This is a genomic window from Amycolatopsis sp. lyj-109 (genome assembly GCF_046548995.1).
Taxonomy (GTDB): Bacteria; Actinomycetota; Actinomycetes; order Mycobacteriales; family Pseudonocardiaceae; genus Amycolatopsis.
Genome location: NZ_JAJPWR010000044.1, coordinates 17722 through 42274, shown reverse-complemented (window position 1 = coordinate 42274; position 24553 = coordinate 17722). Strand labels below are relative to the sequence as shown.

The following is a 24553-nucleotide window of genomic DNA, read 5'->3' as shown; positions in this document are numbered from 1 at the left end:
TAATTCGGGTTCTAACCCGAATTACCACTCACGACCAGCTGCGGCAGACCGGCAGGCCGGCGTCCAGGATTGTCCTGGCAGGCTGTCTTCGGCCGCACCGAACAAAGATCTCGCCCTGCAGTACTAGCGGATCCGCTCGTGGAGCGCGGCCATCCGGCTGTCGAGGTCGGCCGCCGTCCTGGCGGCCGCCGCGAGCTCGCCGGCGAAGTCGGGCGGGACGCTGTCGCGGTATTTGTAGGACAGCTTGTGCTCCACCGCCGCCCAGAAGTCCATGGCGATGGTGCGCAGCTGCACCTCGACCTTGACCTTTTCCACCCGGTCGGAGAGGAAGACCGGGATGCGGACGATGAGGTGCAGGCTGCGGTAGCCATTCGCCTTCGGGCTCGCGATGTAGTCCTTGGTGCGCAGCAGCTCGACGTCGTCCTGCGCGGTGAGCATCCGGGCGACTTCGTGGACGTCGGAGACGAACGGGCAGACGACCCGGATACCGGCGATGTCATCGAGCGCGGCAGCCGCCGAAACCCAGTCGCCGGTCAGCCCCCGGCGGTGCACCTTTTCCTTGATGGCCTCCGGCCGCTTGACCCGGCTCGTGATGTGCTCGATCGGGTCGTGCTGGTGGACGAAGTCGAACTCCTCGCTGAGGATCCGCAGCTTCGTCATCAGCTCTTCGATGGCGAACTTGTACATCAGGAGGAATCGCGGGAGCTGCCCGGCGACGGCGAGCTCATCGGCCGCCTCGCGCAGATCCTCGGCCGCCGGGTCGGTGGTCACTGAAGCCTCGTGGTGCTGTCGTCGGTCGTTGTCCGGGCGCCAGAGTACTGCGCTCTGTCCGGAGAACGGACGGCGACGGGCCGAAGTTCCCGCCGGTCACCGGTTCGGGTACACGACTGGGTTCGGTAGACCGGGTTTCGACTACGGCGGCAGGTCAGGTACGCCGCCGGACCCGGGCCGGGGCTGCCGGTCCGGGTCCGGTGCTGATCAGCGTCCCGCGGGTGCCTTTTCGGCCGCGGCCACCGCCGCTGCGACGCACTGGGCCGCGGCCGCGCCGGCGGCCTTCTCGGCGGCCTGGGCAGCCTTATCGGCCTTGTTGTTCTTGGCCTTCTTCTGGTCCTGGGCCTTCTTCTGGTCCTGGGCCTTCTTCTGGTCCTGGGCCTTCTGCTTCTCGGCCTTCTGGTCCTGCGCGTTCTGGTCCTGCGCGTTCTGGTTCTCTTCGCCGGCCATGCCCTGCTGCTGCGCAGCGGCAGCGGGATCGGCGGCCTGGGCGGCGCAGTCCAGGATGGCCGCGCAGTCCTGCGCCGAGAGGACGATCTTGCCGGCATTCTGCTGCTCACCGGCCATGCCGTTCTGCTTCGCCGCATCCTTCTGCCCGGCGTCCTTCTTGGCGGCCTTGCCGTTCTCGTCGGCGCCGTTCTCCGCCGCCATGCCGTTCTGGTCGGCCATGCCGTTCTGGTCGGCCATGCCGTTCTGGTCGGCGGCGTCCTTCTTGGCAGCCTTGCCGTTCTCCTCGGCCATACCGTTCTGGTCCGCCATGCCGTTCTGCTCGGCCGCGTCGTTCATGCCGGCCATGCCGTTCTGCTCAGCCATACCGTTCTGGTCCGCCATGCCGTTTTCCTCGGCCTTGCCGTTCTGATTCGCCATGGCGTTGGCGTTGTCCACACCGGCGGCCTGGGCCAGGCACTTCTGGACCACCTCGCAGGCCTGAGCGGCAGCGGCGTCCTGGTCGGCGGCGTTCTGACCCGCCATACCGTTCTGCTCGGCCGCGCCCTTCTTCCCGGCGGCGCCGTTCCCGGCCATGCCGTTCTCGTCGGCCGCCATACCGTTCCCGGCCTCGCCGTTCCCGGCCTCGCCGTTCTCTGCGGCCGCACCCTTCTTGGCCGCCGCGCCCTTCTTCTCGGCGGCGCCGTTCCCGGCCATGCCGTTCTCGTCGGCGGCGCCGTTCGCGCCGGCCATGCCGTTCTCCGCCGCCATGCCGTTCTCGTCGGCCGCGCCGTTGCCCGCCATGCCCTTCCGCTGCGCCTTCCCGGCGCCCGCTTCACCCTGGTCAGCGGTCTTCTTCCGCCCGGCCGCATCCTGCGAAGCCGCATCCGGAGCCGCGACGAGCGCCGCGCACTGGGCCGCCACTTCGTTCGCCGCCACCTGCTTCGCGCAGCCCGCCGCCTGGCGTTGCCGGCCGATCTGGTCCACCACCGCCTGGCGGTTGGCTATGCGGGCTTCCGACTGGGCGTCCGGGGCCGTGCGCTGGCTCGCGATGAACGTCAGATTGTTCTGCAACGCCGTGTCCAGACCGCTGCACTGTTCCGTGGCCGCATTGCTTGCCGGGCTGGTCAACGCGATTGCCGTTGCCGTTGCACCGGCTACGCCCACCAGTGCCGCGAGTCCGATCGTCGCGCGTTTGCGGTGTCGTCCTGTCGTGCGCACGTGGGGCATCAAGCCCCTCCTCTCTGGTCGCCACCTCACCAGGGCACACGGACAATTCGGCGAAGCGGTTCACCGGTAAGGAAAATACACTGAATGTCTACTGTGGACTTGACTCAAGACGCCGGGAACAGGTGACCCAGTCGGTAATCGATGAGAGCGAAAGCCTCCTCGACGGTGTATGCTCCCACGAGGATTCCGGTCACGAGACCGGCAGCCATCGTGGCGAGGGCGCCCGCCTCCAGGGCGGCGTCCAGCGCCGAGCTGACGCGTTTTCCGTTCTGCGCCAAGCTGATCTGTTCCGCCAGCCCGCGCACCAGGTGTGGCAGCAATGCTTCCTGCTCCGGGTGCTGCCCGCCGCGGGAAACGTCCACGGCGAAGTACGCGATCTGCACCGCGCAGAGCAGCCGGGTGCGTTCGTCCGACGGCAGCACCGCGGTCAGGTACGCGTGCACCACCGCGCGCTCGTCGCCGCTCTTCAGCGCGCGGCCGACCTCCACGGTACCCCGCTCGATGCTCAGCTCCACCACCCGCCGCCAGGCGAACCGCAGCATGTCGCCCTTGGCCGGGAAGTAGTACTGGACCAGGTTCATCGAGATTCCGGCTTCGGCGGCGACCGCACGCAGCGTCACCGCGGGTAACCCGCCCTGGGCGGCGATCCGGAACACCGCCTCCGCGATCTCACGCCGGCGTTGCTGGTGATCGACGCGTTTCGGCACGCGGTCACCCTGCCACAGAACGCCACGGAGTGTTATCGTGCATCTGCACCATGAACCCTGGGGAGGGCCGATGCTGATCGGGAAGTTCAAGGACGCGCGCAGCGAAGAGCGGTACCTGGCGGCGTACGACGAGATCGCCGCCCACTGGCCCGTCCCGGTGCGGGACCTTGACATCGCGACGCGCTACGGCCCGACGCGGGTCCGGGCGAGTGGCGCGGCCGGGCCGCCGATCGTGCTGCTCCCGGGAGTCATGGGCACCTCACTCTCGTGGTACCCGCACGTCGCGGACCTGGCCGCGCGGCACCGCGTGTACGCCGTCGACACGATCGGCGAACCCGGGCGCTCGCGTCAGACGCGGCCGGCCACGACCGGCGAAGACTGCGCGGCCTGGCTCGGCGAGCTCCTCGACGGCCTCGGCCACGAAGAAGTCCTGCTGGCCGGGGTTTCGCGGGGTGGCTGGCTGGCGCTCAACCTGGCCGTCCGCACCTCGGCCCGGATCGCGGGCGTGGTCGCGATCGAGCCGGCCGGCTTCGCGCCGATCGGGTGGAGCTTCATCTGGTGGAGTATGCGGGAGATCGCGACCTGGTTCGACCCCCGTCCCCGCGCGGCCGTGCGGCGCACCCTCCGTCCGCTGCTGTTCGGTGGCCTGAAGTACCGGGCGCACCACCCGCAGGACTACGTGTTCACCGACGAGCAGCTGCGCGCGATAGCGGTCCCGGTCCGGCTGGTCCTGGGCGGGCGCAGCGTGATCCACCCCGCGCGCGACGTCGAGCAGCGGGTGAAGGCGCTCAACCCGCTGCTCGACGTCGAAATCGTGTCGCGCGCGACCCATGCCCTGCCGCTGCAACGGCCGGAGCTGGTCACCGCGCGGATCCTGACCGCTTAGCCGAGCTCGGCCAGCTGCGGCACCGCCGGCGCCATTCCCTCGATCCACGCGGCCGGAGAACCCGTGGTCGGGGTGATGATCGCCGTCTGCACGCCGAGTTTCGCGTAGCCCGCCATCGAACGGACGAAGTCGTCGCGGGTTTCCGGTGCCGGGCGGGGGTTGTTGGCCAGGATGGTCTTGCGGATCGCATCGTAGTCGCGGCCGAGGTCGTCGCAGTGGCGGCGCAGCACGTCCAGCTTGTGCGCGACCTCCTCCGGCGAGGTACCGAAGATGTTGCAGGCGTCACCGTACTGGGCGACCAGCCGCAGCGTCTTGCGCTCCCCGGCGCCGCCGATGAGCACCTTGGGCCGGGTGATCGGCTGCGGCGAACACAGCGTTTCGGCCAGTTGGTAGTGCTTGCCCTCGAACGGGCCGTTGTCCGCCGGGTCCCACATCTGCGCGCAGATGCGCAGCGTCTCCTCCAGCCGCTCGAACCGCTCGGAGATCGGCGGGAACGCCACGCCCATCCCCCGGTGCTCGCGCTCGAACCACGCGGCCCCGATGCCGAGTGCGGCCCGGCCGCCGGACAGGACGTCGAGCGTGGTGACGATCTTCGCCAGCAGACCGGGGTGCCGGTACGTCACGCCGGTGACCAGCAGGCCCAGCTCGATCCGGGACGTGTGCGCGGCGAGGTAGCCGAGCGTGGTGTAGCCCTCCAGCATGTGCGACTCGGCGGGCAGGCCGGTCGGCTCGATCTGGAAGTAGTGGTCCATGAAGGACAGCCAGGTCGCCCCCGCTTCCTCCGCCGCGGTGCCCACGCGGGCGAGCTCGCCGGCGATGGCGGACGGCCCGCCGTCGATGTCGAAGATGGGAAGGTGGAAGCCGAGTTCCATGAAACGCACTCCTGAGATGGTCGGTGTGCCCCCACGCTAGGTCCTGGAGCGCGCTCCAGCGCAAGCCTCACCCGGTGGTCGAGGCGAAGAAGTCCGCGGCCGAGCGCTCGGACACCGGGCCCTCGGTCACCGGAACCCCCGCCGCACGCAGGCGGGCCGCGAACTCGGCCGACTTCCGGCCGCCGTTGCCGAGCAGGAACGGCGGTGCGCCCGGGCCGGCGTAGGTCAGCGGACTCGCCGAGCGGAGTGCCGACGGCGAGCGGCCCAGCGCCACCAGCACCGACGCGCGGGTGAGCGGGTCCAGGCCCGCGAGGTCGAAGTCCGCGGGCGCCGACAGCGCCGCCACCGCGCGGACCGTGCTGTCCTGGCCCGGGTACTGGCCGGTGTCCTGACCCCGCGCGACACCGAGCAGCGACGCCAGGGTGCCGCCCGTGCCGGTGCCCGCCACCGCGATCCGGGCCGGGTCGACGGCCAGCGCGGCCGCGTTGGCCTTGAGGAACCGGACCGCGCACCGGGCGTCGGCGAGCGGGGCCGGCCACGGCGCCGCGGGCGCGAGCCGGAAGTCGATCACGGCGACCGCGAACCCGCGGGCGGTCAGCTCGTCGCGCAGCGGACCGAACCGCGAGCCGGCGAGCAGCGCACCCGGCCCGGTGGGCTTGCGGTTGCCCACCACCAGCCCGCCGCCGTGCAGCACCAGCACCACCGGAACCGGCGGCCCGCCCGAACTCCGCCGGTAGACGTCCATGGCCAGCGGAATCCCGGCCGGACGGCAGTACTCGTAGGTGCCAGGACCGGCGTCGAGCAACGGCGAAGCGGCCGGCCCGGAGCTGCTGTCGCCGGCCGCGACGGCGCCCGCCACGCCGGTCGCGAGCACCGTCACGAGCACCGGGAACAGCACGATCCACGCCGTCACCCGGCGCGCCGCGGACGGCCACGGGTGCGCCCGCCGCCGGGCCACGACGAGGAACCCGAACAGCGCGACGACCTGCAGCCCGGCGGACACGTAGTCGGTGAAACCGGCCACCGTGTCCGCCGGCTGCCAGGGATCGAACCGCGTCAGCAGCCCCAGCGGACGGCTGACCACCCACAGGACGAGCGCGCCGGCCGCCGCCGCGGCGCCGACGTGCGCCGTCTTGCGCGTCGGCCACCCGAGCGCCGCGACGGCGGCGATGATCCCGACGGCGGCGACCGCGCCGAACAGCATCGCGTACAGCTGCCAGACCCGCCACAACGCGGGCAGCGCGGCCGCCGGGATCACCGCGCCGCCGAGGGCCGCGAAAACCGCCGTGACCAGCAACGGACCACGGCGCAGCGCCGACGGCGCGGTCGACAGGGTCGTCGACGAGCGGTACGCACCACGCTGCCCGTCGACGACCCTCATGCCGCCAGTGTCACCCTGGTCGCGCGAAGGCGCACCTACTTGCGGGCCGCCGTGTAGTTCCGGAACAGCAGGTAGGTGTTGAGAATGTCGGACGACGCGCTCTCGACCGAGCGGTAGATCCCCCACTTCGGGCGGACGTAGTCGCCCTGGTCGGGGAGGTTCACGTTCGACATCGAGCCCTGCGCGGCAACCGGCGCGCCCGACCCGGTGCCGTTGCGGATGACGCACCCCGCCTTGCCCTTGGCGCCCGGCGTGAACGTCCACTCGATGGTGATCCACTTGTCCCGCAGCGGCGCCAGGTCCGTGGCCGCGATGCTCGGCGAACCCGAGTTGGCGTACGCGCGCGCGTTGAGCATTTCCTTGCCGCCGCTGCGGGTGAGGTCCAGTGTCACCCACGGACCGCCGTTGGTCGACGGCGTCTTCGTCTGGAAGATGTGGGTGAACTTGCTGGTGCCGTGCAGGGACGCGGGGATGTACATCTCATAGGAGAGCGTCCAAGTCTCGCCGTTGTGCATCTTCAGCGTGGTGCCGTTCTGCACCATGCCTTTCGACTCGGTGCGCTGGCGGTCGCCGCCGCCGGTGGTGTCGCGGTCGTCCTTCCAGATGTTGAACCGGTAGTGGTCGCCTTCGACGACGACGTACTTGCGGTCGGGGTGGTGGTTGCCGCGGTCGGCCTCGATGCCCTCGAAGGCCTTCAGGCCGTCGGTAGCGGGGTCCGGGTGCCACAACGGGGCCGCGTGGGCGGGGACAGCTGTGCCCAGAACGAATGGGACAGCGAGCGCGGAGACGGCGAGCGAGCGCAGGGCCGTCCGGCGGGGGAATTTCGGCATCGTCGGTGTGTCCTTCCTGACGAGCTGTTCGGCAGGGGTGCACATCGGTCGGCGGACGGACCCGGAAACCGGGCTGGACATCCGATGTCTTGCGCTATGAAGCTAGAAGAGACAGCGCTTTCTGTCAATGACGACCCGGTTGTCGCGACGGTTGGCCAAGAATTCATCCGACCGCATAGCACTCGGCCAGCGCGCCGAACGCCGCCTTCGGCTCCCACGGAACGCCCGGGTACGTCTCCCCCGCGCCGCCCTCCAGTACCTTCACCACGCCCCAGCTCGCCATGTCCAGGTCGGTCCGGGGATCGGCCCGGTGCACCAGCCCGTAACACACGAACGTGCAGGCGAAAGCCGCGTCGACGCCTTCGGCCGCGAAGATCTCCACAAGTTCGCGCAGGTAGCGCGCCTGCTCCTGTTCGTCCCGGACGTAGTCGCCCTTCAGCCGGACCGGGACATCGTCTTCGTACTCGAGGATCTCGCCGCAGCGGGCACCCAGATCCGCGGCGCCGCGGTAGGGCGTCACGCCGAACTCCGTGATCGCCACCGGTTTGCCCGCCACGACCAGGCTCCGGACGCCCTCGCGGTAGAGGTGCTCGACCTCCTTCGAGCGGTGCGCGTCCACCGAGACGATGTCGAAGGGCGCCCAGTCGACGCGCTCCAGGGGAATTGCCGCATACGTGACGCGGCCGCCGAACCGGGCGCGGACCGCTTCCACCGCCTGGGCGAGGAACGCGTTGATCCGCCCGGGCAGCCCGGCCACGAGTTCCCGCGACGCCAGGAGGTTGTCCAGCCGCTCGGTGAGGCCGGCGCCCGGCAGGAAGCCGTGGCAGAACAGGCTCAGCTCGGCACCGGTGACGAACACGATTTCGGCACCCGCCTCGCGGAGGCGTTCCGCCCGGGCAGCACCGTCGGCGAGGAGGGCCAGGAGCTCGTCCGGGGTGCGGTCCCACGGGAACGGCGAGAACCACACCTCCAGCCCCAGCGCGGCCGCCTCGCGGGCGGCGAACTCGATCCGGTCCAGGTCGGTGCCGATCAGCCGCACCGCGGTGCAGTGCAGGTCGTCGCGGATGATCGTCAGCTCACGGCGGACGAGGTCCGGCTCGAAGGGCCTGTTGAACCGCCCGTCACGCTCGAAGCCGGTGTCGTAGCCGATGCCCTTGGCTCGCATGGTCGCTCCTCTCATTAGGGTACGGACCGTACCGTACCCTAATAGGCTAGGCTGGCGCCCATGGCCGCACCGAAGACCCGGCGCCGGGGCACGGAACTGGAAGAGGCGATCCTGCGCGCGGCGGCGGCCGAACTCGCCGAGGCCGGTTACCCCGGCCTGACCATGGAACGGGTCGCCCGGCGCGCCGGCACGAACAAGAACACGATCTACCGGCGCTGGCCGAACCGCGCCGCGCTCGGCGTCGCCGCCTACCGCCACCTCGCCGAAGACACGCTCAAGCCGCCCGACACCGGCGACCTCCGCGAAGACGCGCTGACGCTGCTGCGGGCGATCAACTGTGGCCAGACTTCGCCCGCCGCGCGCGCCCTCCGCAGCCTTCTCACCGGCGTGGGCGACGAACCGGAACTCCGGGAACAGCTGCACGAACAAGCCGCCGAAGGAGGCAGCGCCGCCTGGGTGACTCTGGTCGGCCACGCGGTGGCCCGGGGTGAGGCCCGGCCGAGCGCGCGGCACCCGCGCGTCGCCACCGTGGCTCTCGTGCTGCTGCGCAACGAATACCTCACGCACGGACTGGCCACAGTGGAAGACGGCGTGCTCGTCGAGATCGTCGACGAGGTCTACCTCCCCCTGGTGCGCGCATGACACCCCGGCTCGCTCGCCACGAGCAGATCGCCACCGCACTGGCGGAAGCCGGCGACGACCTCCTGGCCGCGGCCCGCCCGCTCGGCACCGGCATCGGCGGGTCGTCCTGGCTGCTGCAGGTGGCCGGCGAACCCGTCTTCGTCAAGCGCGTCCCGCTCACCGACGTCGAGCTGGCGAACCCCCGCTCGACGGCCGACCTCTACGGGCTGCCGCCGTGGTCGCACTACGGGGTCGGGTCCGCGGGCGGCGGGGCCTGGCGCGAACTGGAAGCGCACCTCATGACGACCGCCTGGGTCCGCGGCGGCGAGTGCGGGAACTTCCCGCTCCTGCACCACTGGCGGCTCCGGCCGGGCCTGCCCCGCCCGCGCGGCGACATCGAAGCCGACGTCGCGTTCTGGCACGGCGACGACGGCGTCCGGCGGCGGCTGGAAGCGCTTGCCGGAGCCACGACCGACCTCGTGCTGTTCCTCGAGCACCTGCCGCACGACCTCGCCGGGTGGCCGGGGGACGGCCTGCCGCTCGAGGAAGACCTGCGGCACATCACCGAATTCCTGGCCGCGCGGGGCGTCCAGCACTTCGACGCGCACTTCGCCAACATCGTCACCGACGGCGAACGCCTCTACCTGACCGACTTCGGCCTGACCGTGGCCCCGGGCTTCGACCTCTCGGACGCCGAAGCGGAGTTCCTGGCCGAACACGCCGATCACGACCGGGCCTACGTCCTGACCCAGCTGGTCAACCGGCACGTCCGCGGCCTGCGCGCGTGGCCGGATGCCCGCACCCGCAACGACTTCGTCCGCGCGTGCGCCGCCGGGGAAGTGCCGGACCCGGCCCCGCTCATCCGCCGGTACGCCCCGCTGGCCGCCGTCGTGAACGACTTCTACTTCGCGCTGCACACCGAGAGCCGAAAGACACCGTATCCGCGGGACGAGATCGCCGAGCAGCTGGCGCGCCATCCGTCCGGCTCTTGACCACCGGACGACACCGACCTAAAGTCAGCGTACCCCGGATCATGTTAACGTTAACATGCGCTGGTCCCCGACGTGCCCCGAAGGAACCGACAACGATGAAGTTGTTCTCCCCGCGCCGTTTCGGCGTCGTGCTGGCCGTCGCGGCCGCACTCGTCCCCCTCGGCAGCGCCGGCGCCGGTGCGACGCCGGCCGCCGACAGCGGTACCGGCGTCCGCGCCGCCGCGAGCACGCTGTCCGTACCCGACATCGACGACGTCCGCGGCAACCTGACGCTGCCGGCGAGCGGCCCGGACGGTACGAACGTCGCCTGGACGTCGTCCGCGCCGTCGGTGATCACCCCGACCGGTGAGGTCACCCGGCCGCCGGCCGGCGCGGCTCCCGCGAAGGTCGTCCTGACCGCGAAGGTGAGCCTCGGCCGCGAAAGCACCACACGGCGGTTCACCGCCACCGTGGTCCCCAAGCCCGCCCCGCAACCCCTGGCCGGCTACAGCTTCTTCTACTTCACCGGCGAGGGCACCTCCAACGGCGAGCAGATCTACTCGGCGCTCAGCAAGGGCAACGACCCGCTGAACTGGGCCGAGCTCAACAACGGCCAGCCGGTGCTCAAGTCCAGCCTCGGCGAACTGGGCGTGCGCGACCCGTTCATCCTGCGCTCCCCCGACGGCGACAAGTTCTACCTGCTGGCCACCGACCTGCGGATCTACGCCGGGCGCGGCTGGGACGCCGCCCAGCGCACCGGCAGCCGGTCGATCATGGTCTGGGAGTCCACCGACCTGGCGCACTGGTCGCGCCAGCGCAGCGTCCAGGTGTCGCCGCCAACCGCGGGCAACACGTGGGCGCCGGAGGCCTTCTGGGACGCCAAGCGCGGCACGTACGTCGTCTACTGGGCCTCGAAGCTCTATGCAGAGAACGACCCGAACCACCTCGGCGACAGCTACAACCGGATGATGTACGCGACCACGCGCGACTTCCACACCTTCAGCGCGCCGCAGGTGTGGATCGACCCGGGCTACTCGGTGATCGACTCGACGGTCATCAAGAACCAGGACACCTACTACCGGTTCACCAAGGACGAGCGCAACAACACCTCCTCGACGCCGTGCAGCAAGTTCATCACCGAGGAGAAGGCCACCGACCTGCTCGACCCGCACTACGGCTTCGTCGCCGACTGCATCGGCAAGGCCACCGCGACCAGCCCCGGCCTGTCCGCGGGTGAGGGTCCGACCGGGTTCAAGTCCAACACCGAGAACAAGTGGTACCTGTTCATCGACGAGTTCGGCGGCCGCGGCTACGTCCCGTTCGAGACCACCGACCTCAACTCGGGCAAGTGGACGATGTCGACCGGCGCGCACCTGCCCGCGTCACCGCGGCACGGCACCGTCCTGCCGGTCACCCAGGCCGAAATGAACCGGCTCAGCCTGCCCCCGGCACCGGTGCAGGCCGACGCGAAGGGCCTCGTCGCGCACTGGCCGCTCGACGCGAAGTCGGGCACGGTCGCGACCGACACCACCGGGCACGGCTACGACGGCGCCCTCGCCGGTGACGTCTCCTGGGCCGGCGGCGCGCTGGCCTTCGGCGGCAAGAACGGCCACGTCCAGCTGCCGAACAACCTGCTCACCGGGGCCGCCGCGGCGACCGTGTCGGCCGACGTCCTGGTCGATCCGAACCAGCAGACGCCGTACTTCCTGTGGGGCCTGGGCAACACGGCCAAGGACGGCACCGGCAACGGCTACCTCTTCACCACCGGCGGCACCGCGAGCGGCGGGTTCCGCGGCGCCATCGCCACCGGCAACTGGACCACCGAGCAGGCGGCCGGAGCCGGCGGGCTGCCGCGCGGGGTGTGGAAGAACGTGACGCTCACCGTCGGCAACGGCGTCGAGGTGCTCTACCTGGACGGCGTCGAGGTCGCCCGCAACGCGAACGCCACGATCAAGCCGTCGGACCTCGGCGGCGGCGTCACGGCGGCGAACTACCTCGGCCGCTCGGTGTACGCGGGCGACAAGACCTTCACCGGCAAGATGAAGGACGTGCGGCTCTACAACCGGGCGCTGTCCGGGCTCGACGTCGCCGCGCTCCCGTCGAACAGCACCGCGATCCGCTCGGTGCAGCTCGACGCGCTCAAGACGCCGGCCGTCATCGACGCGGGCGTCGGGACGGTCGTGCTGCCGGTCAAGCCGGGCACCGACCTGCGCCGGCTCGAACCGAAGTTCGGCCTGGCGCCGGGCGCGACCATCAAGCCGGACAACGGGAAGCCGGTGAACCTCAGCTCGCCGAGGAAGTTCACCGTCACCGGTGCGGGCGGCGATCGTCGCGAGTGGACGGTCGAGGCGCACGAGGTGCGCAGCCCGGTCCTGCCCGGCTACAACGCCGACCCGAACATCGTCGCGTTCGGCGACACCTACTACCTGTACCCGACCACCGACGGCTTCGACGGCTGGAGCGGGACGAAGTTCTCGGCGTGGTCGTCGAAGAACCTCGTCGACTGGAAGGACGAGGGGGTCATCCTCGACCTGGGCAAGGACGTCAGCTGGGCGGACAAGAACGCCTGGGCGCCGACGATCGCGAAGCGCAATGGGAAGTACTACTTCTACTTCTGCGCCGAGGCCAAGATCGGTGTCGCGGTGAGCGACTCCCCGACCGGCCCGTTCGTCGACTCGGGCAAGCCGCTGATCGCGAAGAACCCCGACGGCGGCCAGGCCATCGACCCGGCGGTGTTCATCGACCACACCGGACAGCCGTACCTGTACTGGGGCAACGGCAACGCCTACGTCGTCCCGCTGAACGACGACATGGTGTCCTACGACCCGGCGAAGATCACCCGGCTGGCCGGCCTGACCGACTTCCGCGAGGGGCTGTTCATGGTGGAGCGGAAGGGCACGTACTACCTCAGCTGGTCCATCGACGACACCCGCAGCCCGGACTACCGCGTCGGCTACGCCACGGCGCCGAGCCCCACCGGGCCGTTCACCAACCGCGGCCTGATCCTGAGCAAGGACGCCCACCTCGGCGTCCTCGGCACCGGGCACAGCTCGATGCTGCAGGTCCCGGGCACCGACGACTGGTACCTCGCCTACCACCGCTTCGGCATCCCGGGCGGCGACGGCACCCACCGCGAGACGACGATCGACAAGCTGACGTTCCGCCGCGACGGCACGATCGCCCCGGTCGTCCCGACGCTGGAAAGCGTGCGGCCGCAGCGGATCCCGTGGCACTGCGGGGCGATCCGGGCCAGCTGAGCCGCTGATGTTCGTGAAGGCCACCTTGAGGAACTTAAACTTCCTCAAGGTGGCCTTCACGAACTTTGCAACTGCGCCACCCGATGCGGTGAGACGGAGATCACCAGGGCCGATCTGGCTGCGCTCGGTGACGCGGCCGCCGAGCTGCTGGCGGAGCTCACCGAGCAGCTGGCGACGGTGGCTTCCCGGCGCTGACCAGCTCGTCCGGCGTCACCCGGCCAGTTCGGGCAGGGCCAGCGTGTGGTTCGTGTGCCGGACCTTCGCGTCGAGGTACCGCAGGTTGTCCGGGGTCGCGTGCACACCGGTGGGCACTGTCCCGGCGACGGTGACGCCCCGGTCGCGCAGCTGCCGGACCTTGTCGGGGTTGTTGGTGAGCAGGTCCACCTCGGTGATGCCCAGCGCGGCGAGCATCTGGGCCGCGGCGGTGTAGTCGCGGGCGTCCTCGGGCAGGCCCAGCGCGGTGTTCGCCTGGTAGGTGTCGAGCCCCGCGTCCTGCAGGGCGTAGGCGTCCAGTTTGGCGTACAGCCCGATGCCCCGGCCCTCCTGACGCAGGTAGAGCAGGACGCCGCCGGCGCCGTCGATCCGTTCCACGGCCTCGCGCAGCTGCGGCCCGCAGTCGCAGCGGGCGGAGCCGAACACGTCGCCGGTCAGGCACTCCGAGTGCAGGCGCACCAGCGGCCGGGCCGGGTCGCCGAACACCAGGGCGAGGTGCTCGGCACCGTCGGTCAGCCCGTCGAAGGTGACGACTTCGGCCGAGGCCGAGTAACCGTCGGCGAAGCGCAGCGGGACCCGGACGCGGGTGCGGACGGTGGCGACGGGGATCATGGCGACTCCGTTCAAATTTGAACCTTGATCGCACCGTACCTCTTGAGTTCGAATTTGAACAACAGGTACCGTTGTGACATGGGTCGTCCACGGTGGCTGAACGCCGAAGAGAAGCGCGCCTGGAACGCGTTCCTCGGCACTTACGAGCTGCTCAACCGGCGGCTGGACCAGCAGCTCAAGCAGGACTCCGGCATCTCCCACCTCCAGTACGTGATCCTCGCCCGGCTCAGCGGCGCCCCGGATCGCGAACTGCGGATGGCCGAGCTCGCCTGCGCGGTGTCGAACTCCAAGAGCGGGCTGACCTACCAGATCAGCCAGCTGGAGCGGGCCGGCCTGGTGCGCCGCCGCGCGTGCGAGAGCGATCCCCGGGCCGTCTACGCCGTGCTCACCGACGAGGGCATCACTCTGCTGGAGGAGGCCGCGCCCGGGCACGTCGCACTGGTCCGCGAGCTGCTGATCGACGTCCTCACGCCGGACCAGCTGCACGCGCTGGCCGACGGCCTCGGCGAGGCGAACCGCCGCATGCTCGCGGTCGGCGACAGCACCGGTGACAGCGCCGACGGCTGCCCCTGAGTGACTCGCGTCACTTTCCGCGCTGATCGGCGCTGATTCCGGAACCCGACCCGCGCCCCCTGAGAACAGCCCATGACACTGGCTGGATCGAAAGGCGGGCGATGACCCCGGAAGACCCCGATTCCGACGACGACGCGAGCGTGATCGCGCGATCGCGGCATGAGCCGAGCCTGTTCGCGGTCATCTTCGACCGCCACTCGCGCCACATCCACCGCTACCTGGCCCGACGCCTCGGTCCGACGACCGCCGACGACGTCCTGGCGGACACGTTCCTGATCGCCTTCGACAAACGCGCGAAGTTCGATCCGGCCCGGTCCGACGCCCGGCCGTGGCTCTACGGCATCGCCACGAACCTCATCTCGCGGCAACGGCGGGCGGAAACGCGGGAGCTGAAGCTCCGGCTGGCCGTCGGACCGCCGGCCGCCGAGGAAGGGCACGCCGACCGGGTCGCCGACCAGGTCAGCGCGCAGGCCCTCGGCGCCCGGCTCGACCGGGCCCTGGCCGCCCTGCGGCCCCGTGAACGGGACGTCCTGCTGCTCGTCGCCGCGGAAGGCCTGGCCTACCAGGAAGTCGCCCAAGCGCTCGACATTCCCGTCGGCACCGTCAAATCGCGGCTCAGCCGGGCTCGCGGCCGCGTCCGCGCCGAGCTCGGCGCCTTCGACCTCGTGAAGGAGACCTCGGGTCATGGATGAACTGGACCTGATCCGCAACCGCGCGGAAACCACCGGCTTCGCGCCGGCGGAGCACCTCACCCCGGCCCGCGAGCGGCTGCTGGCCGCCGCCCGCGGCGAACGCCGGTCCCGGCCGCGCCGCTGGCTCTGGATCGCCGGTGGCTCGGTCGGCCTGGCCGCGGCGATCACCGCCGTCGTGGCGCTGGCCCCCACCGAACAGGTCGGTGTCGGGCCCTCCGTGGCACACGCCGACCCGGTCAAGGTGCTGACCGCGGCGGCGAGCAGCGCACTGAAGGAGCCGGCCAAGCCGCCCCGCCCCGACCAGTTCCTGTACGTGAAGACGGAGCAGGCGGATCACCACTTCCGCGAGGTCTGGTTTTCGGTCGACGGCACCCGCGACGGCCTGATCGGCACCACCAAGATCGGTGGCTGCCGCAACGGCAAGGCGCCGAATTACGGCACGAACGACCCGCGCAAGGAAGGGATGCTCGAGGACTGCACGCCGAAGCCGGTCTACCGGACGGACCTGCCGACGACCGCCGACGCGATGCTGGCCTACCTGAACTCCCAGCCCGGCACACAGAAGGACAACCCCACGGCGATGGGCAAGGACGTGTGGGGTCTCGTCGACGAGCAGGTCCTCCAGCCGGCGTCCTACGCGGCCCTGTTCGAGGCGGCGGCGAAGGTGCCGGGCCTGACGGCCCTGGACCACGTCACCGACGGTGCCGGCCGCCCGGGCGTCGGGATCACGTTCCCGGTGCCCCCCGGCTCGAGCCCGAATGCGAAGCCGATCGTGATGGTCTTCGACGCCACCACGTACCAGTTCCTGGGCACGACCGACAGTGCGGTGACGGTGAAGACCTACGTCGACGAGGTGGGGCAGCGTCCCTGACCTGCCCGGCTCGCCGGGACCCGCCCCGGGTCCCGGCGAGCCGTCCGTTACGACCATGCAGCGTAACGGATCGACTAGACTTCCCCCATGGCGTCAGCACGCGAGCCGAACCCGGACACGCCGCGGCCCGGCGGGCGGCCCCGCGACGCCGCGCTCGACGAGGCGATCATCCTGGCCACGCGCGAGCGCCTCGTCCGCGACGGGTATTCCCTCATGACCATCGGCGACATCGCGGCCGATGCCAAGGTCAGCCGCCCGACGCTGTACCGGCGGTGGCGCACGAAGTTCGAGCTCGTCGTCGACGCGCTCGACTACGGCTTCCGCAAGCAGCGCGACTCCTACACCGTCGACCTGACCGAAATGGCACCGCGGGAGGCGTTCACCGAAGCCGTCCGGCGGCTCGATCCGGCTTACTTCAACCCGGACGCCATGGTGCTCATGGGCAACTTCGCCGGCGAGGCGATCCGCACCCCCGAACTGCTCGGGATCCTGCGGGAGCACGCCGTCGAACCGCGGGTCACGCTGGTCGAGGACGTGCTGTCCCGGCTGCAGGAACGCGGCGCGGTCTCCGGGGGCATCGACAAGCACACCATCGCGACACTGTGTTTCGGCAGCTACTTCGCCGCCTTCCACCGGGGCGAGAGCCGGGACGAAATCCCCGAAGCGGTCGTCTCGGTGCTGTGGCCGGCGATCGCGGCGCCGCAGCCGGGCCGGCGCCGACGCGGCTGACCGGCGCGAATGCAACTGCTGCCCGGTATTCGCAACCATTCCGGGCTCCCACCCGTGCATTAGAGGTGTGAGGACCTCTTCGGATCGACGACGGCAGTTCCGGGCACGAGCAGTGGCGGTCGCGGTGCTGAGCGGCGCCGGCCTCGCGTTCGCCCACGCCCTGAGCGGGGCGACGGTCGGCGGCCCCATCCTGGCCGCCGCGGCCGGCGGGAACAGCCTGCCCGACACGGCGGCCGTCGCACCCCCACCCGCGCGGGAGCCGGTGGTCACGTCGACCCGCCCGGCGCCGAACCCGGTCCTGCCGTTCAACGCGAAACTGACGTCCGACGACATCCCCGTCCTGGGCGGTGGGGTGCGCAGCGGCGCCTGCAGCGGGTCCCTGGTCGCGCCGCAGTGGATCGTCACCGCCGGGCACTGCTTCCACGACGTCAAGGACACCCGGATCGGCGGGCGGCCGCCGTACACCATGACCGTCACCGTCGGACGGCTGAAGGACAGCGACCCCGGCGGGTACACGAGCGAGGTCGTCGACGTCCGGCAGTCGCCGGTCAACGACCTCGCCGTGGCCAAGCTCGCCGGCCCGATCGAGGACATCGTCCCGGTGAAGCTGGCCACGACCCGGCCGTCGATCGGCAGGCAGCTCCAGTTCGCGGGCTGGGGTTCGCTCTCGGCGACCGTGCTCGGCCCGTCCGATCACCTCAAACGCGGCCGCTTCACGGTGTCGGGCATCGGCCAGGCGACCCTGGAAGCCCAGCCGGTCGGCAGGCGCACGGTCGAAAACGGCCCGTGCCCCGAGGACTCGGGCGGCCCGTTCTTCGTCTCCGACGACGACCGCACCGGGACGCTGGTGGCCATCGTCAACACCGGGCCGCCGTGCCCGCAGCCCGGGGCCGAGACGATCGCCCGGGTGGACGTCGTGGCGGACTGGATCCGCGAGCAGACGGGCTGACCCCGGCGGTCACCGCGGCCGCAGGGCGGCCAGCTCCTCGGTGATCAGCAGGTCCGGGTCGAACTTCATGCCGGCGAAGTGGCCGGCGAGCTCGAGTGAGAGCACCCCGTGCAGGCGGGTCCAGAAGGACAGCGCGCGGTGCAGGGCGGCGGCCGGTGCCGGGTGGCCCTCCGCCCACTCGCGGTGGGTCTCGAGGTGGGTGCCGAACGGCGTGGGTGGCTCGTCGCCCGCCTCTTCGGCGCAGACGTCGATCAGCACCGCCATGACCTCGGACGAGATCGCGGTGGTGTCGCCGGGCGCGTGGTAGCCGGGCACCGGCGTGCCGTAGATGAGGAAGTACCGCTGGGGGTCGCTGCGCGCCCAGTCGCGGATGGTGCTCGCCAGCCCCGGAAGACCGGTGTCGCGGGCCGCGCGGACGGTGTCGGCGAGGCTGCGGTAGGCGTCCCGGATGAGCGCGGTGATCAGCTCGTCGCGGCTCGCGAAGTACCGGTACAACGCGGGGCCGCTCATGCCCACCTGCTTGGCGATCGCGTTGAGCGACAGCGCGGGCACGCCGGCCGCGGCGATCTGCTCCCACGCGTGGCGCTTGATCTCCTCGCGCACCTGGGCTCGATAACGCTCTCGAGGGCTCTCACTCATCACCGTTAGAGGTTATCACTTTTCTTATTGACACTCGCGTCGACTTGGTTATAGGTTCTAACCATCCCGACAGGCACTAACCAAGGAGCCACGATGACTGTCATCGCCCCGCCCCGCACCTCGAAGGCCGTGCTCATCGCGGCCTGGGCCGTCCCGGTCATGGTGGCCGGCCAGTTCGCCCTGCTGTCCGGCGTGCCCATCGCCGTCGTGCTGATCGGTTCCCGGCGCCGGCGGACGCACCGCTGGTGGGCCGCCGGCCTCGCCGCGGTCTACGCCGCCGCGCTGACGACCTGGTTGGCCGGACCGAGCAGTGCGCCGAGCCTGTCGAAGTTCCTGAGTCCGGTGGCCACCGCGTTGTTCACGACGGCGGGCGTCGTGGTCGCGGTCGCGGTCAGCCGGCGTGCCCGATGACGAACGCGGTCAGGAACCCGAGGGTGGCGAGCAGCCCGGTGTAGAGCTCGGTGCGTTCGAACGCCTCGGGGATCATGGTGTCGGCGATCATGGCGAGGATCGCCCCCGCGGCCACGGCCGTGATCGCCGCGATGGTCGCGGGGGACGCCGTCCGCAGCAGCAGGTTGCCGGCGAGGGCCGCGGCCCCGCTGGCGACCGCGATGCCGCTCCAGACGCCGAAGACGTACCGCGCACTGCGGCCGGCGGTCTTCATGCCGGCGGCGCTGGACAGTCCTTCGGGGACGTTCGAGATGAACACGGCGGCAAGCACGGTGACGCCGATACCGCCACCCCCGAGCAGGGACACGCCGAGTACGACGGATTCCGGGATCCCGTCGAGCAGGGCGCCGATGGCGATGGCGGCCCCGCTCCCCGCGGTGTCCTGTTCGGACGGTTGCTGCCCGCCGGACCGCTTGCGGTGCCGGGCACCCCGCCGGGCGAGCAGGACGTTGATCAGGACGTAGCCGGCGGCGCCGCCGAGGAAGCCGCCCGCGGTCGGCCAGAGCCCGCCGGACTTCTGGGCGTCGTCGACGAGGTCGAAGGCGAGCGCCGAGATCAGCACCCCGGCCCCGAAGGCCATGATCCCGGCCACGACCCGCCTCGACACGCGCACCCACCACGCGACGGCGGCGCCGAGTACGAGCGCCGCCCCGCCGACAAGACCCCAGAGCCCCGCCTCCACCCATTGCGGCACGAAATGCCACCTTCCGCCGGATCGTGATCGTCTGGGGAAGGACTACCCAGGACGACCGTCGCGGACACAAAACAATGTCCTGATGTGCGAAGACATTGAGCAGACATTCGCCTCCTTGTCCCGTCTCCCGGCGCGCTGTCAGGCTCCGACGACACCGGCACCGAACCGCCGGTCGTCGAGAAAGGAAACGGATATTCCGATGCGCACCAAGACCAGCAAGCAGGCCCGCGGCCGTACGGCCGCCGTCGTCGGGACGGCCGTCGCGCTGGCGACCCTGACGGCCGCACCGGCCGGAGCCGGCACGCTCGGCACGTCCGCCCTGTGCTCCGGCACGGCCACCGGTGCGGTGGCGAAGTGGGGCCCGGTGTCCAAGCACTGTTCGTACACCAGCCCGGCGAGCGGCTGGCGCGGGAAGCTGCGGGTCGAGTGGAACACGCAGTCGGGCACCAACCAGGCCGCGTGCGTGGAGGCCCGGATGGGCAAGGCGGCCCACCGGCCGCCAAGGCAGGGCCCCGGCAAAGTCGCGGTGGCTCGCTCACCCGGCAGCGCAGCTCAGCCAACGTCTTGAATGAGTCATTCAGGACCTCCGAAGATGCTGTTGGCGAATTCGAGCGGGTGCGCTGAGGCCGCTCCGGTGGCGAGCGGATCGCCCGGACCGGCCAACTCGCCACCCGGACCGGCCAACTCGCCCGGGTTCTCCGGCGTGTTGGCCGTTGCAGCCGGTGAGTTGGCCGCTCCGGTCGGCGAGTTGGCCGCTCCGGTGGGCACGAACCCGAATTCGCCAACAGCATCCTCCGAAGCCCTGAATGACTCATTCAAGACACCGCGGCCACACCAGGCTTCGTGCCGCAACCGCATTGCTCGCCGCGAGCGACGTCTTCGTGACGCACGCGGGCTTCAGCAGTGTGCGCGAAGCCCTGTCGGCGGGGGTTCCGATGGTGGCGGTGCCGCTGTTCGCCGACCAGCCGGCCAACGCCCGGCGCATCGAGGAACTCGGCGCCGGGGTGCCGGTCGACGCCGTGGGACTGACGGCGGACGGACTGGCCGCCGCTGTGGAGCGCGTCCTCGGCGAGCCGGCCTTCCGCTCGGCCGCACTCGAGTTCCGCTGTGCTGCCGCCGATCACCGACTTCGTCCGGCACCTCGAGACTGAGCTCCTCGAAGGGTGACCACGGTGTGGCGCGCGTCACGGAATGCGCGGCGATCTTCGGCGCTACACACAGGAGAGACCGTTCGTCCACAAGGGAGGGCCATGTCCGCCACCACCACTCCGGAAGAGTCCGTCGCCGTGCCCGAGCTGGAGGACTTCGACTTCCCGCTCGCCGACGGCGCCGCCTGCCGCATCGACGACCCGGACTGCGAAGCCTGCCAGTGAAACCGGGCTCCGGCCACAGCGCGACCCGCGTGGCCGGAGCCTGCCGTCTCAGACGCGCATGGCCAGCCACAACGCCATCCAGGCGAGGCACGCCAGCGCACCGCCGACCCCGAAGGCGAGCAGTACGCGGCGGAGCGCCGCGACGACGCCGGCCCGGCCCGTCATTTCGGTGATTCCCGCTTCAGCCATGGCCATCAGGTGCCCGGGTGCGGGAGCACCAAACATCAAGCTCCCATCACGAGACCTTCGATGGTGTGCTTCTGGGTGATCGGCCGCAGGACGTCGACGACCGGGCAGTCCAGGTGCGCGCGCACGGATTCCGGCAGCGAAGACCAGAATTGCCGGGTCACCGCCGTGTCGTGGCGTTCGTCGTTGCCCGCGCCCGGCGCGTCGAGGCCCAGCACCAGGACCGGGCGCGCCTTCGCCGAGTGGTTCGCGGTGCCGCGGTGGACCGTCAGGGCCGACCGGATCGAGATGTCACCCCTCTGCGGAAACTTGCGCGTCGCGAGTTCCCGGTAGCGCGGATATGCCTCGCGCGGCGGGAACATGCCGTGCTCGAACGCGCCGCCGTCGTCCCAGTGCGTGCCGGGCGCGATCTCGAACGGCCCCATGTCCGGCTCGGTGTCGACGGCGGTCACGTTCACCGCCAGCGACGTCAGCCGCCGCTCGCGGGCGGTTTCGGGAGGCATCGGGAAGTCCCGGTGCCACGGCTGGTCGACCGCGCCGGCGAGCGGGACGTCGAAACCCACCTCGACGATCCGGTACGCCGGCCCCAGCACCGCCTCGGCGACGGCGGTGATCCACGGGTGGGTGACGAGGTCGGTGAACCCGCGCAGCTGCTCCGGGTGGATTTCGGTGTAGAAGCGGTTCGGGCCGCGGCCGACGGCGCCGTCCGGCCGGGCGCGGGCCTCGGCGAACGCCGTGTCGATGTCTTCGCCGAGCTGCCGGACCCACTCGCGGGGGAACGCACGGGGCAGGCCGATGATGCCATCGGCGTCCAGGCGTTCGGTCAGCGCCGTGAGTTCGGCGGCGGCCAGTGGAGCGGGGACGGTCTGGTGCGCGGTCATCCGGCCTCCTTGGGGGCACGACGGCGTGGCAGCTGAGTGGTGACTACGAGTTTGCAACGTGGCATGCCACGTTGCAAGAGGTACGCTGCGCCGGTGAACCCGAAACTGCGTGACGTGGCCGAGCACGCCGGCGTCTCGGTGCGCACGGTGTCCAACGTGGTCAACGGGTTCCGGTACGTGGCCCCGGCGACCCGGGAACGCGTGCAGGCGAGCATCGACGCGCTCGGCTACCGGCCCAACCTGGCCGCCCGCACCCTGCGGCGCGGCCGGACCGGGCTGGTGGCGCTGGTCATCCCGGAGATCGACTCGCCGTACTTCGCCGAGCTCGCCGCGCGGACGGTCCGGATCGCCGGCACCCGCGGCATGACCGTGCTCATCGACCAGACCGACGGCGACGCCGAGCGCGAGAAGGAACTGCTGCACGGCCGGCGCAGCCAGCTCGTCGACGGCGTCCTGTTCAGCCCGTGGGCGGTGGCGCCCGCGGAGCTGGCCGCGCGCACCGACACCGTCCCGCTGGTGCTGCTCGGCGAGCACGACGGCACCGCCGGCGTCGACCACGTCGCCATCGACAACGTCGTCGCCGCGCACGAGGCCACCCGGCACTTGCTGGCTTCGGGCCGCCGCCGCGTCGCGGCACTGGGCATCCAGCCGCGCTCGCTGAACGCCACCGCGCGGCAACGTCTCGCCGGCTACCGGCAGGCACTGGCCGAGGCGGGCCTGGCGGCCGAGCCGGCGCTGGAGGTGCCGGTGCGGCGCCTGCACCGGGCCGACGGCCACCAGGCGATGCTGCGCCTGCTCGACCTGGCCCAGCCGCCCGACGCGGTCTTCTGCTTCACCGACGAACTGGCCCTCGGTGCATTGCGGGCCGCCGCCGATCGCGGTGTCCGGGTTCCGGAATCCCTGGCCCTGGTGGGGTTCGACGACATCGAGGACGGCCGCTTCAGCGTGCCGGCCCTCACGACCGTGTCGCCGGACAAGGACCGCATCGCCGAACTCGCCCTCGACCGCCTGGCGCGGCAGGCGGCCGACCCGGAACCCCCGAGGTCGATCGTCGCGCCGCACCACCTGGAAGTGCGCGAGACGAGCTGAGCGTGCGGGCGCCACCGCGCCGGCACCCGACCGGCTTCACCAGCCGGCGACCGCCACCCGGTCGCGGCCGGCCTTCTTGCCCGCGTACAGCGCGTCGTCGGCCGCCCGGATCATCTCGTCGAGACCGGCGCCCGGCTCCGGCGGGTGCAGCGCCGCACCGATCGTCGCCGACAGCGTCACCGGCTCCCCCGTCGGCGCGGTGATGCGCAGCGCCCGGATCCGGAGGCGGATCCGCTCGGCGATCGTGCGGACCTCGGCTTCGTCGACGTCGGGCAGCACGACGGCGAACTCCTCGCCGCCGTACCGGCCGACCGTGTCCCCGCGGCGGACGGCCCGGGTGAGCACGGTGGCCACCTCGGCGAGGACGTCGTCGCCGACCGGGTGGCCGTGGGTGTCGTTGATGCGCTTGAACCAGTCGAGGTCGATCATCAGGACCCCGATCCGGCCACGGGTGCGTTCGAGCACGTGCTCGGCCTGCTCGTGCCAGGCGATCGCGTTGAGCAGCCCTGTGCGCTGGTCGGTGCGGGCGGCCAGTTTGAGCTGGTCGAGCTGGACGCACTGGTGCAGCGCGAAAGTCGGGATGATCATCAGCAACGCGGCGGGCGGCCACCACAGCAGCGCGAGCGCGACGAACACCCCGAGCGCCAGCTGGCTGACCTCCAGCAGGTTGTCCGAGGCGCTGCCCAGCAGCCGGCGGGGGTGGTCGACGGTGACCGTCCAGGCGATGGCCGTGCCGACGAGCCCGGTGTTGACCGCCCACTGGATCGCGGCGGCGGCGACCACGACGACCAGGTCGGCCCAGCCGGGCCGCGCGCCGGCGGCGAGGTGCTCCTGGACGCCGCTCGAGCGCAGCACGGCGGCCGCGGCGGCCGCGGCCAGTGCGAGCGTGGCGGCGGTGAAGACGGTGCGGTGCGGCGGCCGGACCGCGTCGAACCGGTTGACCAGCGCCCAGCGGTGGGCGTAGATCACCGCCACCAGCGCCAGTTCGAGCACCAGGGGCACGGCGATCGCCCCGGCGAAGATCCAGACACTGCAGAGGTCGACGTACGGCGTGCCCGAGCGGTCGCGGCGCCGCCGTTCGATGAGGTGCGAAGCGTGCAGGTGCGGCAAGGCCGCCGCCGCGAGCCAGCCCGCCGTCACCCATTGTCCCGGTGTCGGTGCCGCGCGGGCCGCGAGCGCGAACACAACGACCGCCAGCAGGTCCACGCCCAGGACGAGGAACCGCACCCGCCCCGGCAACGACCACAGTTTCCAGCCCGACGGCGACCAGCCCCCGCCGGTGACCACGTTTTCCCCCATCGCAGCGCCTCCCCCGCGCCGGTGATCCCCCGACTGCCCAGGGTAGTCGCGTCCCGGCCGGATGTCAGGCAATTCCCGCCATCGCGACCCGACCGGGCGGCTGAGACCATTCCGGGTATCCGGGACCGGACGAACCGCACGGAAAGGCGAGCCGATGAGCGACAAGGGCTGGTGAACCGCAGACCC

The 24553-nt window shown here is 71.2% G+C and carries 27 protein-coding genes; 14 read left to right on the top strand and 13 right to left on the bottom strand.

Going from position 1 to position 24553, the window contains the following annotated elements:
• Positions 1-123 precede the first annotated feature (123 nt).
• The 3 genes from ACLJQF_RS47165 to ACLJQF_RS47155 form a co-directional block, all read right to left on the bottom strand.
• Positions 124-771, bottom strand: coding sequence for a GTP pyrophosphokinase family protein (locus ACLJQF_RS47165; protein ID WP_410617088.1), 648 nt, complete (start codon positions 769-771; stop codon positions 124-126).
• A gap of 207 nt (positions 772-978) precedes the next feature.
• Positions 979-2427, bottom strand: a complete 1449-nt coding sequence (locus ACLJQF_RS47160) for a hypothetical protein (RefSeq protein WP_410617086.1) — start codon at positions 2425-2427, stop codon at positions 979-981.
• 104 nt (positions 2428-2531) lie between these two features.
• Positions 2532-3134: a TetR/AcrR family transcriptional regulator gene (locus ACLJQF_RS47155; RefSeq protein ID WP_410617085.1), complete on the bottom strand. Its 603-nt coding sequence runs from the start codon at positions 3132-3134 to the stop codon at positions 2532-2534.
• Positions 3135-3204: 70 nt separating this feature from the next.
• On the opposite strand from ACLJQF_RS47155, the gene ACLJQF_RS47150 reads away from it, so the two are divergent.
• A complete protein-coding gene (locus ACLJQF_RS47150) occupies positions 3205-4020 on the top strand; it encodes an alpha/beta fold hydrolase (RefSeq protein WP_410617084.1) in 816 nt (271 codons plus the stop codon).
• Here the strand turns inward: ACLJQF_RS47150 and ACLJQF_RS47145 are convergent.
• The 4 genes from ACLJQF_RS47145 to ACLJQF_RS47130 form a co-directional block, all read right to left on the bottom strand.
• Entirely contained in the window at positions 4017-4892 is an 876-nt protein-coding gene (locus ACLJQF_RS47145) for an LLM class F420-dependent oxidoreductase (protein WP_410617082.1), read from the bottom strand. The two genes, ACLJQF_RS47150 and ACLJQF_RS47145, sit on opposite strands and share 4 nt — an antisense overlap.
• 67 nt (positions 4893-4959) lie before the next feature.
• A complete protein-coding gene (locus ACLJQF_RS47140; RefSeq protein WP_410617080.1) occupies positions 4960-6273 on the bottom strand; it encodes an alpha/beta hydrolase fold domain-containing protein in 1314 nt (437 codons plus the stop codon).
• Between the two features lie 35 nt (positions 6274-6308).
• Positions 6309-7103 (bottom strand): hypothetical protein, encoded by a 795-nt coding sequence (locus ACLJQF_RS47135; RefSeq protein ID WP_410617079.1) that lies wholly within the window; start codon positions 7101-7103, stop codon positions 6309-6311.
• Positions 7104-7266: 163 nt separating this feature from the next.
• Positions 7267-8268 (bottom strand): hypothetical protein, encoded by a 1002-nt coding sequence (locus tag ACLJQF_RS47130; RefSeq protein WP_410617077.1) that lies wholly within the window; start codon positions 8266-8268, stop codon positions 7267-7269.
• Between the two features lie 60 nt (positions 8269-8328).
• Between ACLJQF_RS47130 and ACLJQF_RS47125 the strand changes: the two genes are divergently transcribed.
• The 3 genes from ACLJQF_RS47125 to ACLJQF_RS47115 all read left to right on the top strand — a co-directional run bounded on the left by ACLJQF_RS47125 (position 8329) and on the right by ACLJQF_RS47115 (position 13117).
• Positions 8329-8910: a TetR/AcrR family transcriptional regulator gene (locus tag ACLJQF_RS47125; protein ID WP_410617076.1), complete on the top strand. Its 582-nt coding sequence runs from the start codon at positions 8329-8331 to the stop codon at positions 8908-8910.
• On the top strand, positions 8907-9881 hold the full coding sequence (locus ACLJQF_RS47120) for a hypothetical protein (protein ID WP_410617075.1): 975 nt from the start codon (positions 8907-8909) through the stop codon (positions 9879-9881). Before ACLJQF_RS47125 ends, ACLJQF_RS47120 begins: the two co-directional genes overlap by 4 nt.
• 95 nt (positions 9882-9976) lie before the next feature.
• A complete protein-coding gene (locus ACLJQF_RS47115) occupies positions 9977-13117 on the top strand; it encodes a family 43 glycosylhydrolase (RefSeq protein WP_410617074.1) in 3141 nt (1046 codons plus the stop codon).
• Between the two features lie 210 nt (positions 13118-13327).
• Here ACLJQF_RS47115 and ACLJQF_RS47110 read toward each other — a convergent pair whose 3' ends face one another.
• Positions 13328-13942 carry a GTP cyclohydrolase II gene (locus ACLJQF_RS47110; RefSeq protein WP_410617072.1) on the bottom strand — a complete coding sequence of 205 codons (615 nt, stop codon included), beginning with the start codon at positions 13940-13942 and terminating at the stop codon, positions 13328-13330.
• Positions 13943-14020: 78 nt separating this feature from the next.
• Between ACLJQF_RS47110 and ACLJQF_RS47105 the strand changes: the two genes are divergently transcribed.
• The 5 genes from ACLJQF_RS47105 to ACLJQF_RS47085 all read left to right on the top strand — a co-directional run bounded on the left by ACLJQF_RS47105 (position 14021) and on the right by ACLJQF_RS47085 (position 17756).
• Positions 14021-14515 carry a MarR family winged helix-turn-helix transcriptional regulator gene (locus ACLJQF_RS47105; protein WP_410617070.1) on the top strand — a complete coding sequence of 165 codons (495 nt, stop codon included), beginning with the start codon at positions 14021-14023 and terminating at the stop codon, positions 14513-14515.
• Between the two features lie 101 nt (positions 14516-14616).
• Positions 14617-15207 (top strand): RNA polymerase sigma factor, encoded by a 591-nt coding sequence (locus tag ACLJQF_RS47100; RefSeq protein WP_410617069.1) that lies wholly within the window; start codon positions 14617-14619, stop codon positions 15205-15207.
• On the top strand, positions 15200-16078 hold the full coding sequence (locus ACLJQF_RS47095; RefSeq protein WP_410617067.1) for a CU044_5270 family protein: 879 nt from the start codon (positions 15200-15202) through the stop codon (positions 16076-16078). The genes ACLJQF_RS47100 and ACLJQF_RS47095 overlap by 8 nt, the downstream gene beginning before the upstream one ends.
• A gap of 87 nt (positions 16079-16165) precedes the next feature.
• Positions 16166-16807 carry a TetR/AcrR family transcriptional regulator gene (locus tag ACLJQF_RS47090; RefSeq protein ID WP_410617065.1) on the top strand — a complete coding sequence of 214 codons (642 nt, stop codon included), beginning with the start codon at positions 16166-16168 and terminating at the stop codon, positions 16805-16807.
• Positions 16808-16874: 67 nt separating this feature from the next.
• Positions 16875-17756, top strand: coding sequence for a S1 family peptidase (locus ACLJQF_RS47085; RefSeq protein ID WP_410617063.1), 882 nt, complete (start codon positions 16875-16877; stop codon positions 17754-17756).
• Between the two features lie 9 nt (positions 17757-17765).
• Here the strand turns inward: ACLJQF_RS47085 and ACLJQF_RS47080 are convergent, their stop codons facing one another.
• Positions 17766-18395 carry a TetR/AcrR family transcriptional regulator gene (locus ACLJQF_RS47080; RefSeq protein ID WP_410617061.1) on the bottom strand — a complete coding sequence of 210 codons (630 nt, stop codon included), beginning with the start codon at positions 18393-18395 and terminating at the stop codon, positions 17766-17768.
• A 93-nt stretch (positions 18396-18488) separates the two neighbouring features.
• Between ACLJQF_RS47080 and ACLJQF_RS47075 the strand changes: the two genes are divergently transcribed.
• A complete protein-coding gene (locus ACLJQF_RS47075) occupies positions 18489-18806 on the top strand; it encodes a hypothetical protein (RefSeq protein WP_410617060.1) in 318 nt (105 codons plus the stop codon).
• Here the strand turns inward: ACLJQF_RS47075 and ACLJQF_RS47070 are convergent.
• On the bottom strand, positions 18787-19539 hold the full coding sequence (locus ACLJQF_RS47070; RefSeq protein ID WP_410617059.1) for a ZIP family metal transporter: 753 nt from the start codon (positions 19537-19539) through the stop codon (positions 18787-18789). The two genes, ACLJQF_RS47075 and ACLJQF_RS47070, sit on opposite strands and share 20 nt — an antisense overlap.
• Before the next feature lie 199 nt (positions 19540-19738).
• Here ACLJQF_RS47070 and ACLJQF_RS47065 point away from each other — a divergent pair, with 199 nt between their 5' ends.
• From ACLJQF_RS47065 to ACLJQF_RS47055, 3 genes are all read left to right on the top strand, one after another.
• Positions 19739-20107: a hypothetical protein gene (locus ACLJQF_RS47065; protein WP_410617058.1), complete on the top strand. Its 369-nt coding sequence runs from the start codon at positions 19739-19741 to the stop codon at positions 20105-20107.
• 238 nt (positions 20108-20345) lie between these two features.
• Positions 20346-20690, top strand: a complete 345-nt coding sequence (locus ACLJQF_RS47060) for a nucleotide disphospho-sugar-binding domain-containing protein (protein ID WP_410617057.1) — start codon at positions 20346-20348, stop codon at positions 20688-20690.
• A 99-nt stretch (positions 20691-20789) separates the two neighbouring features.
• Positions 20790-20912 carry a hypothetical protein gene (locus ACLJQF_RS47055; protein WP_410617056.1) on the top strand — a complete coding sequence of 41 codons (123 nt, stop codon included), beginning with the start codon at positions 20790-20792 and terminating at the stop codon, positions 20910-20912.
• Positions 20913-20960: 48 nt separating this feature from the next.
• On the opposite strand, the gene ACLJQF_RS47050 is transcribed toward ACLJQF_RS47055, so the two are convergent.
• Both ACLJQF_RS47050 and ACLJQF_RS47045 read right to left on the bottom strand, forming a co-directional pair.
• Positions 20961-21101: a hypothetical protein gene (locus tag ACLJQF_RS47050; RefSeq protein ID WP_410617055.1), complete on the bottom strand. Its 141-nt coding sequence runs from the start codon at positions 21099-21101 to the stop codon at positions 20961-20963.
• Between the two features lie 35 nt (positions 21102-21136).
• Positions 21137-21979: a phytanoyl-CoA dioxygenase family protein gene (locus ACLJQF_RS47045; RefSeq protein ID WP_410617053.1), complete on the bottom strand. Its 843-nt coding sequence runs from the start codon at positions 21977-21979 to the stop codon at positions 21137-21139.
• Positions 21980-22072: 93 nt separating this feature from the next.
• Between ACLJQF_RS47045 and ACLJQF_RS47040 the strand changes: the two genes are divergently transcribed.
• The gene (locus ACLJQF_RS47040; protein WP_410617051.1) at positions 22073-23068 is read left to right on the top strand and encodes a LacI family DNA-binding transcriptional regulator; all 996 of its coding nucleotides are present in this window, start codon (positions 22073-22075) and stop codon (positions 23066-23068) included.
• 36 nt (positions 23069-23104) lie between these two features.
• Here the strand turns inward: ACLJQF_RS47040 and ACLJQF_RS47035 are convergent, their stop codons facing one another.
• The gene (locus ACLJQF_RS47035) at positions 23105-24367 is read right to left on the bottom strand and encodes a diguanylate cyclase domain-containing protein (RefSeq protein WP_410617050.1); all 1263 of its coding nucleotides are present in this window, start codon (positions 24365-24367) and stop codon (positions 23105-23107) included.
• Positions 24368-24553 lie beyond the last annotated feature (186 nt).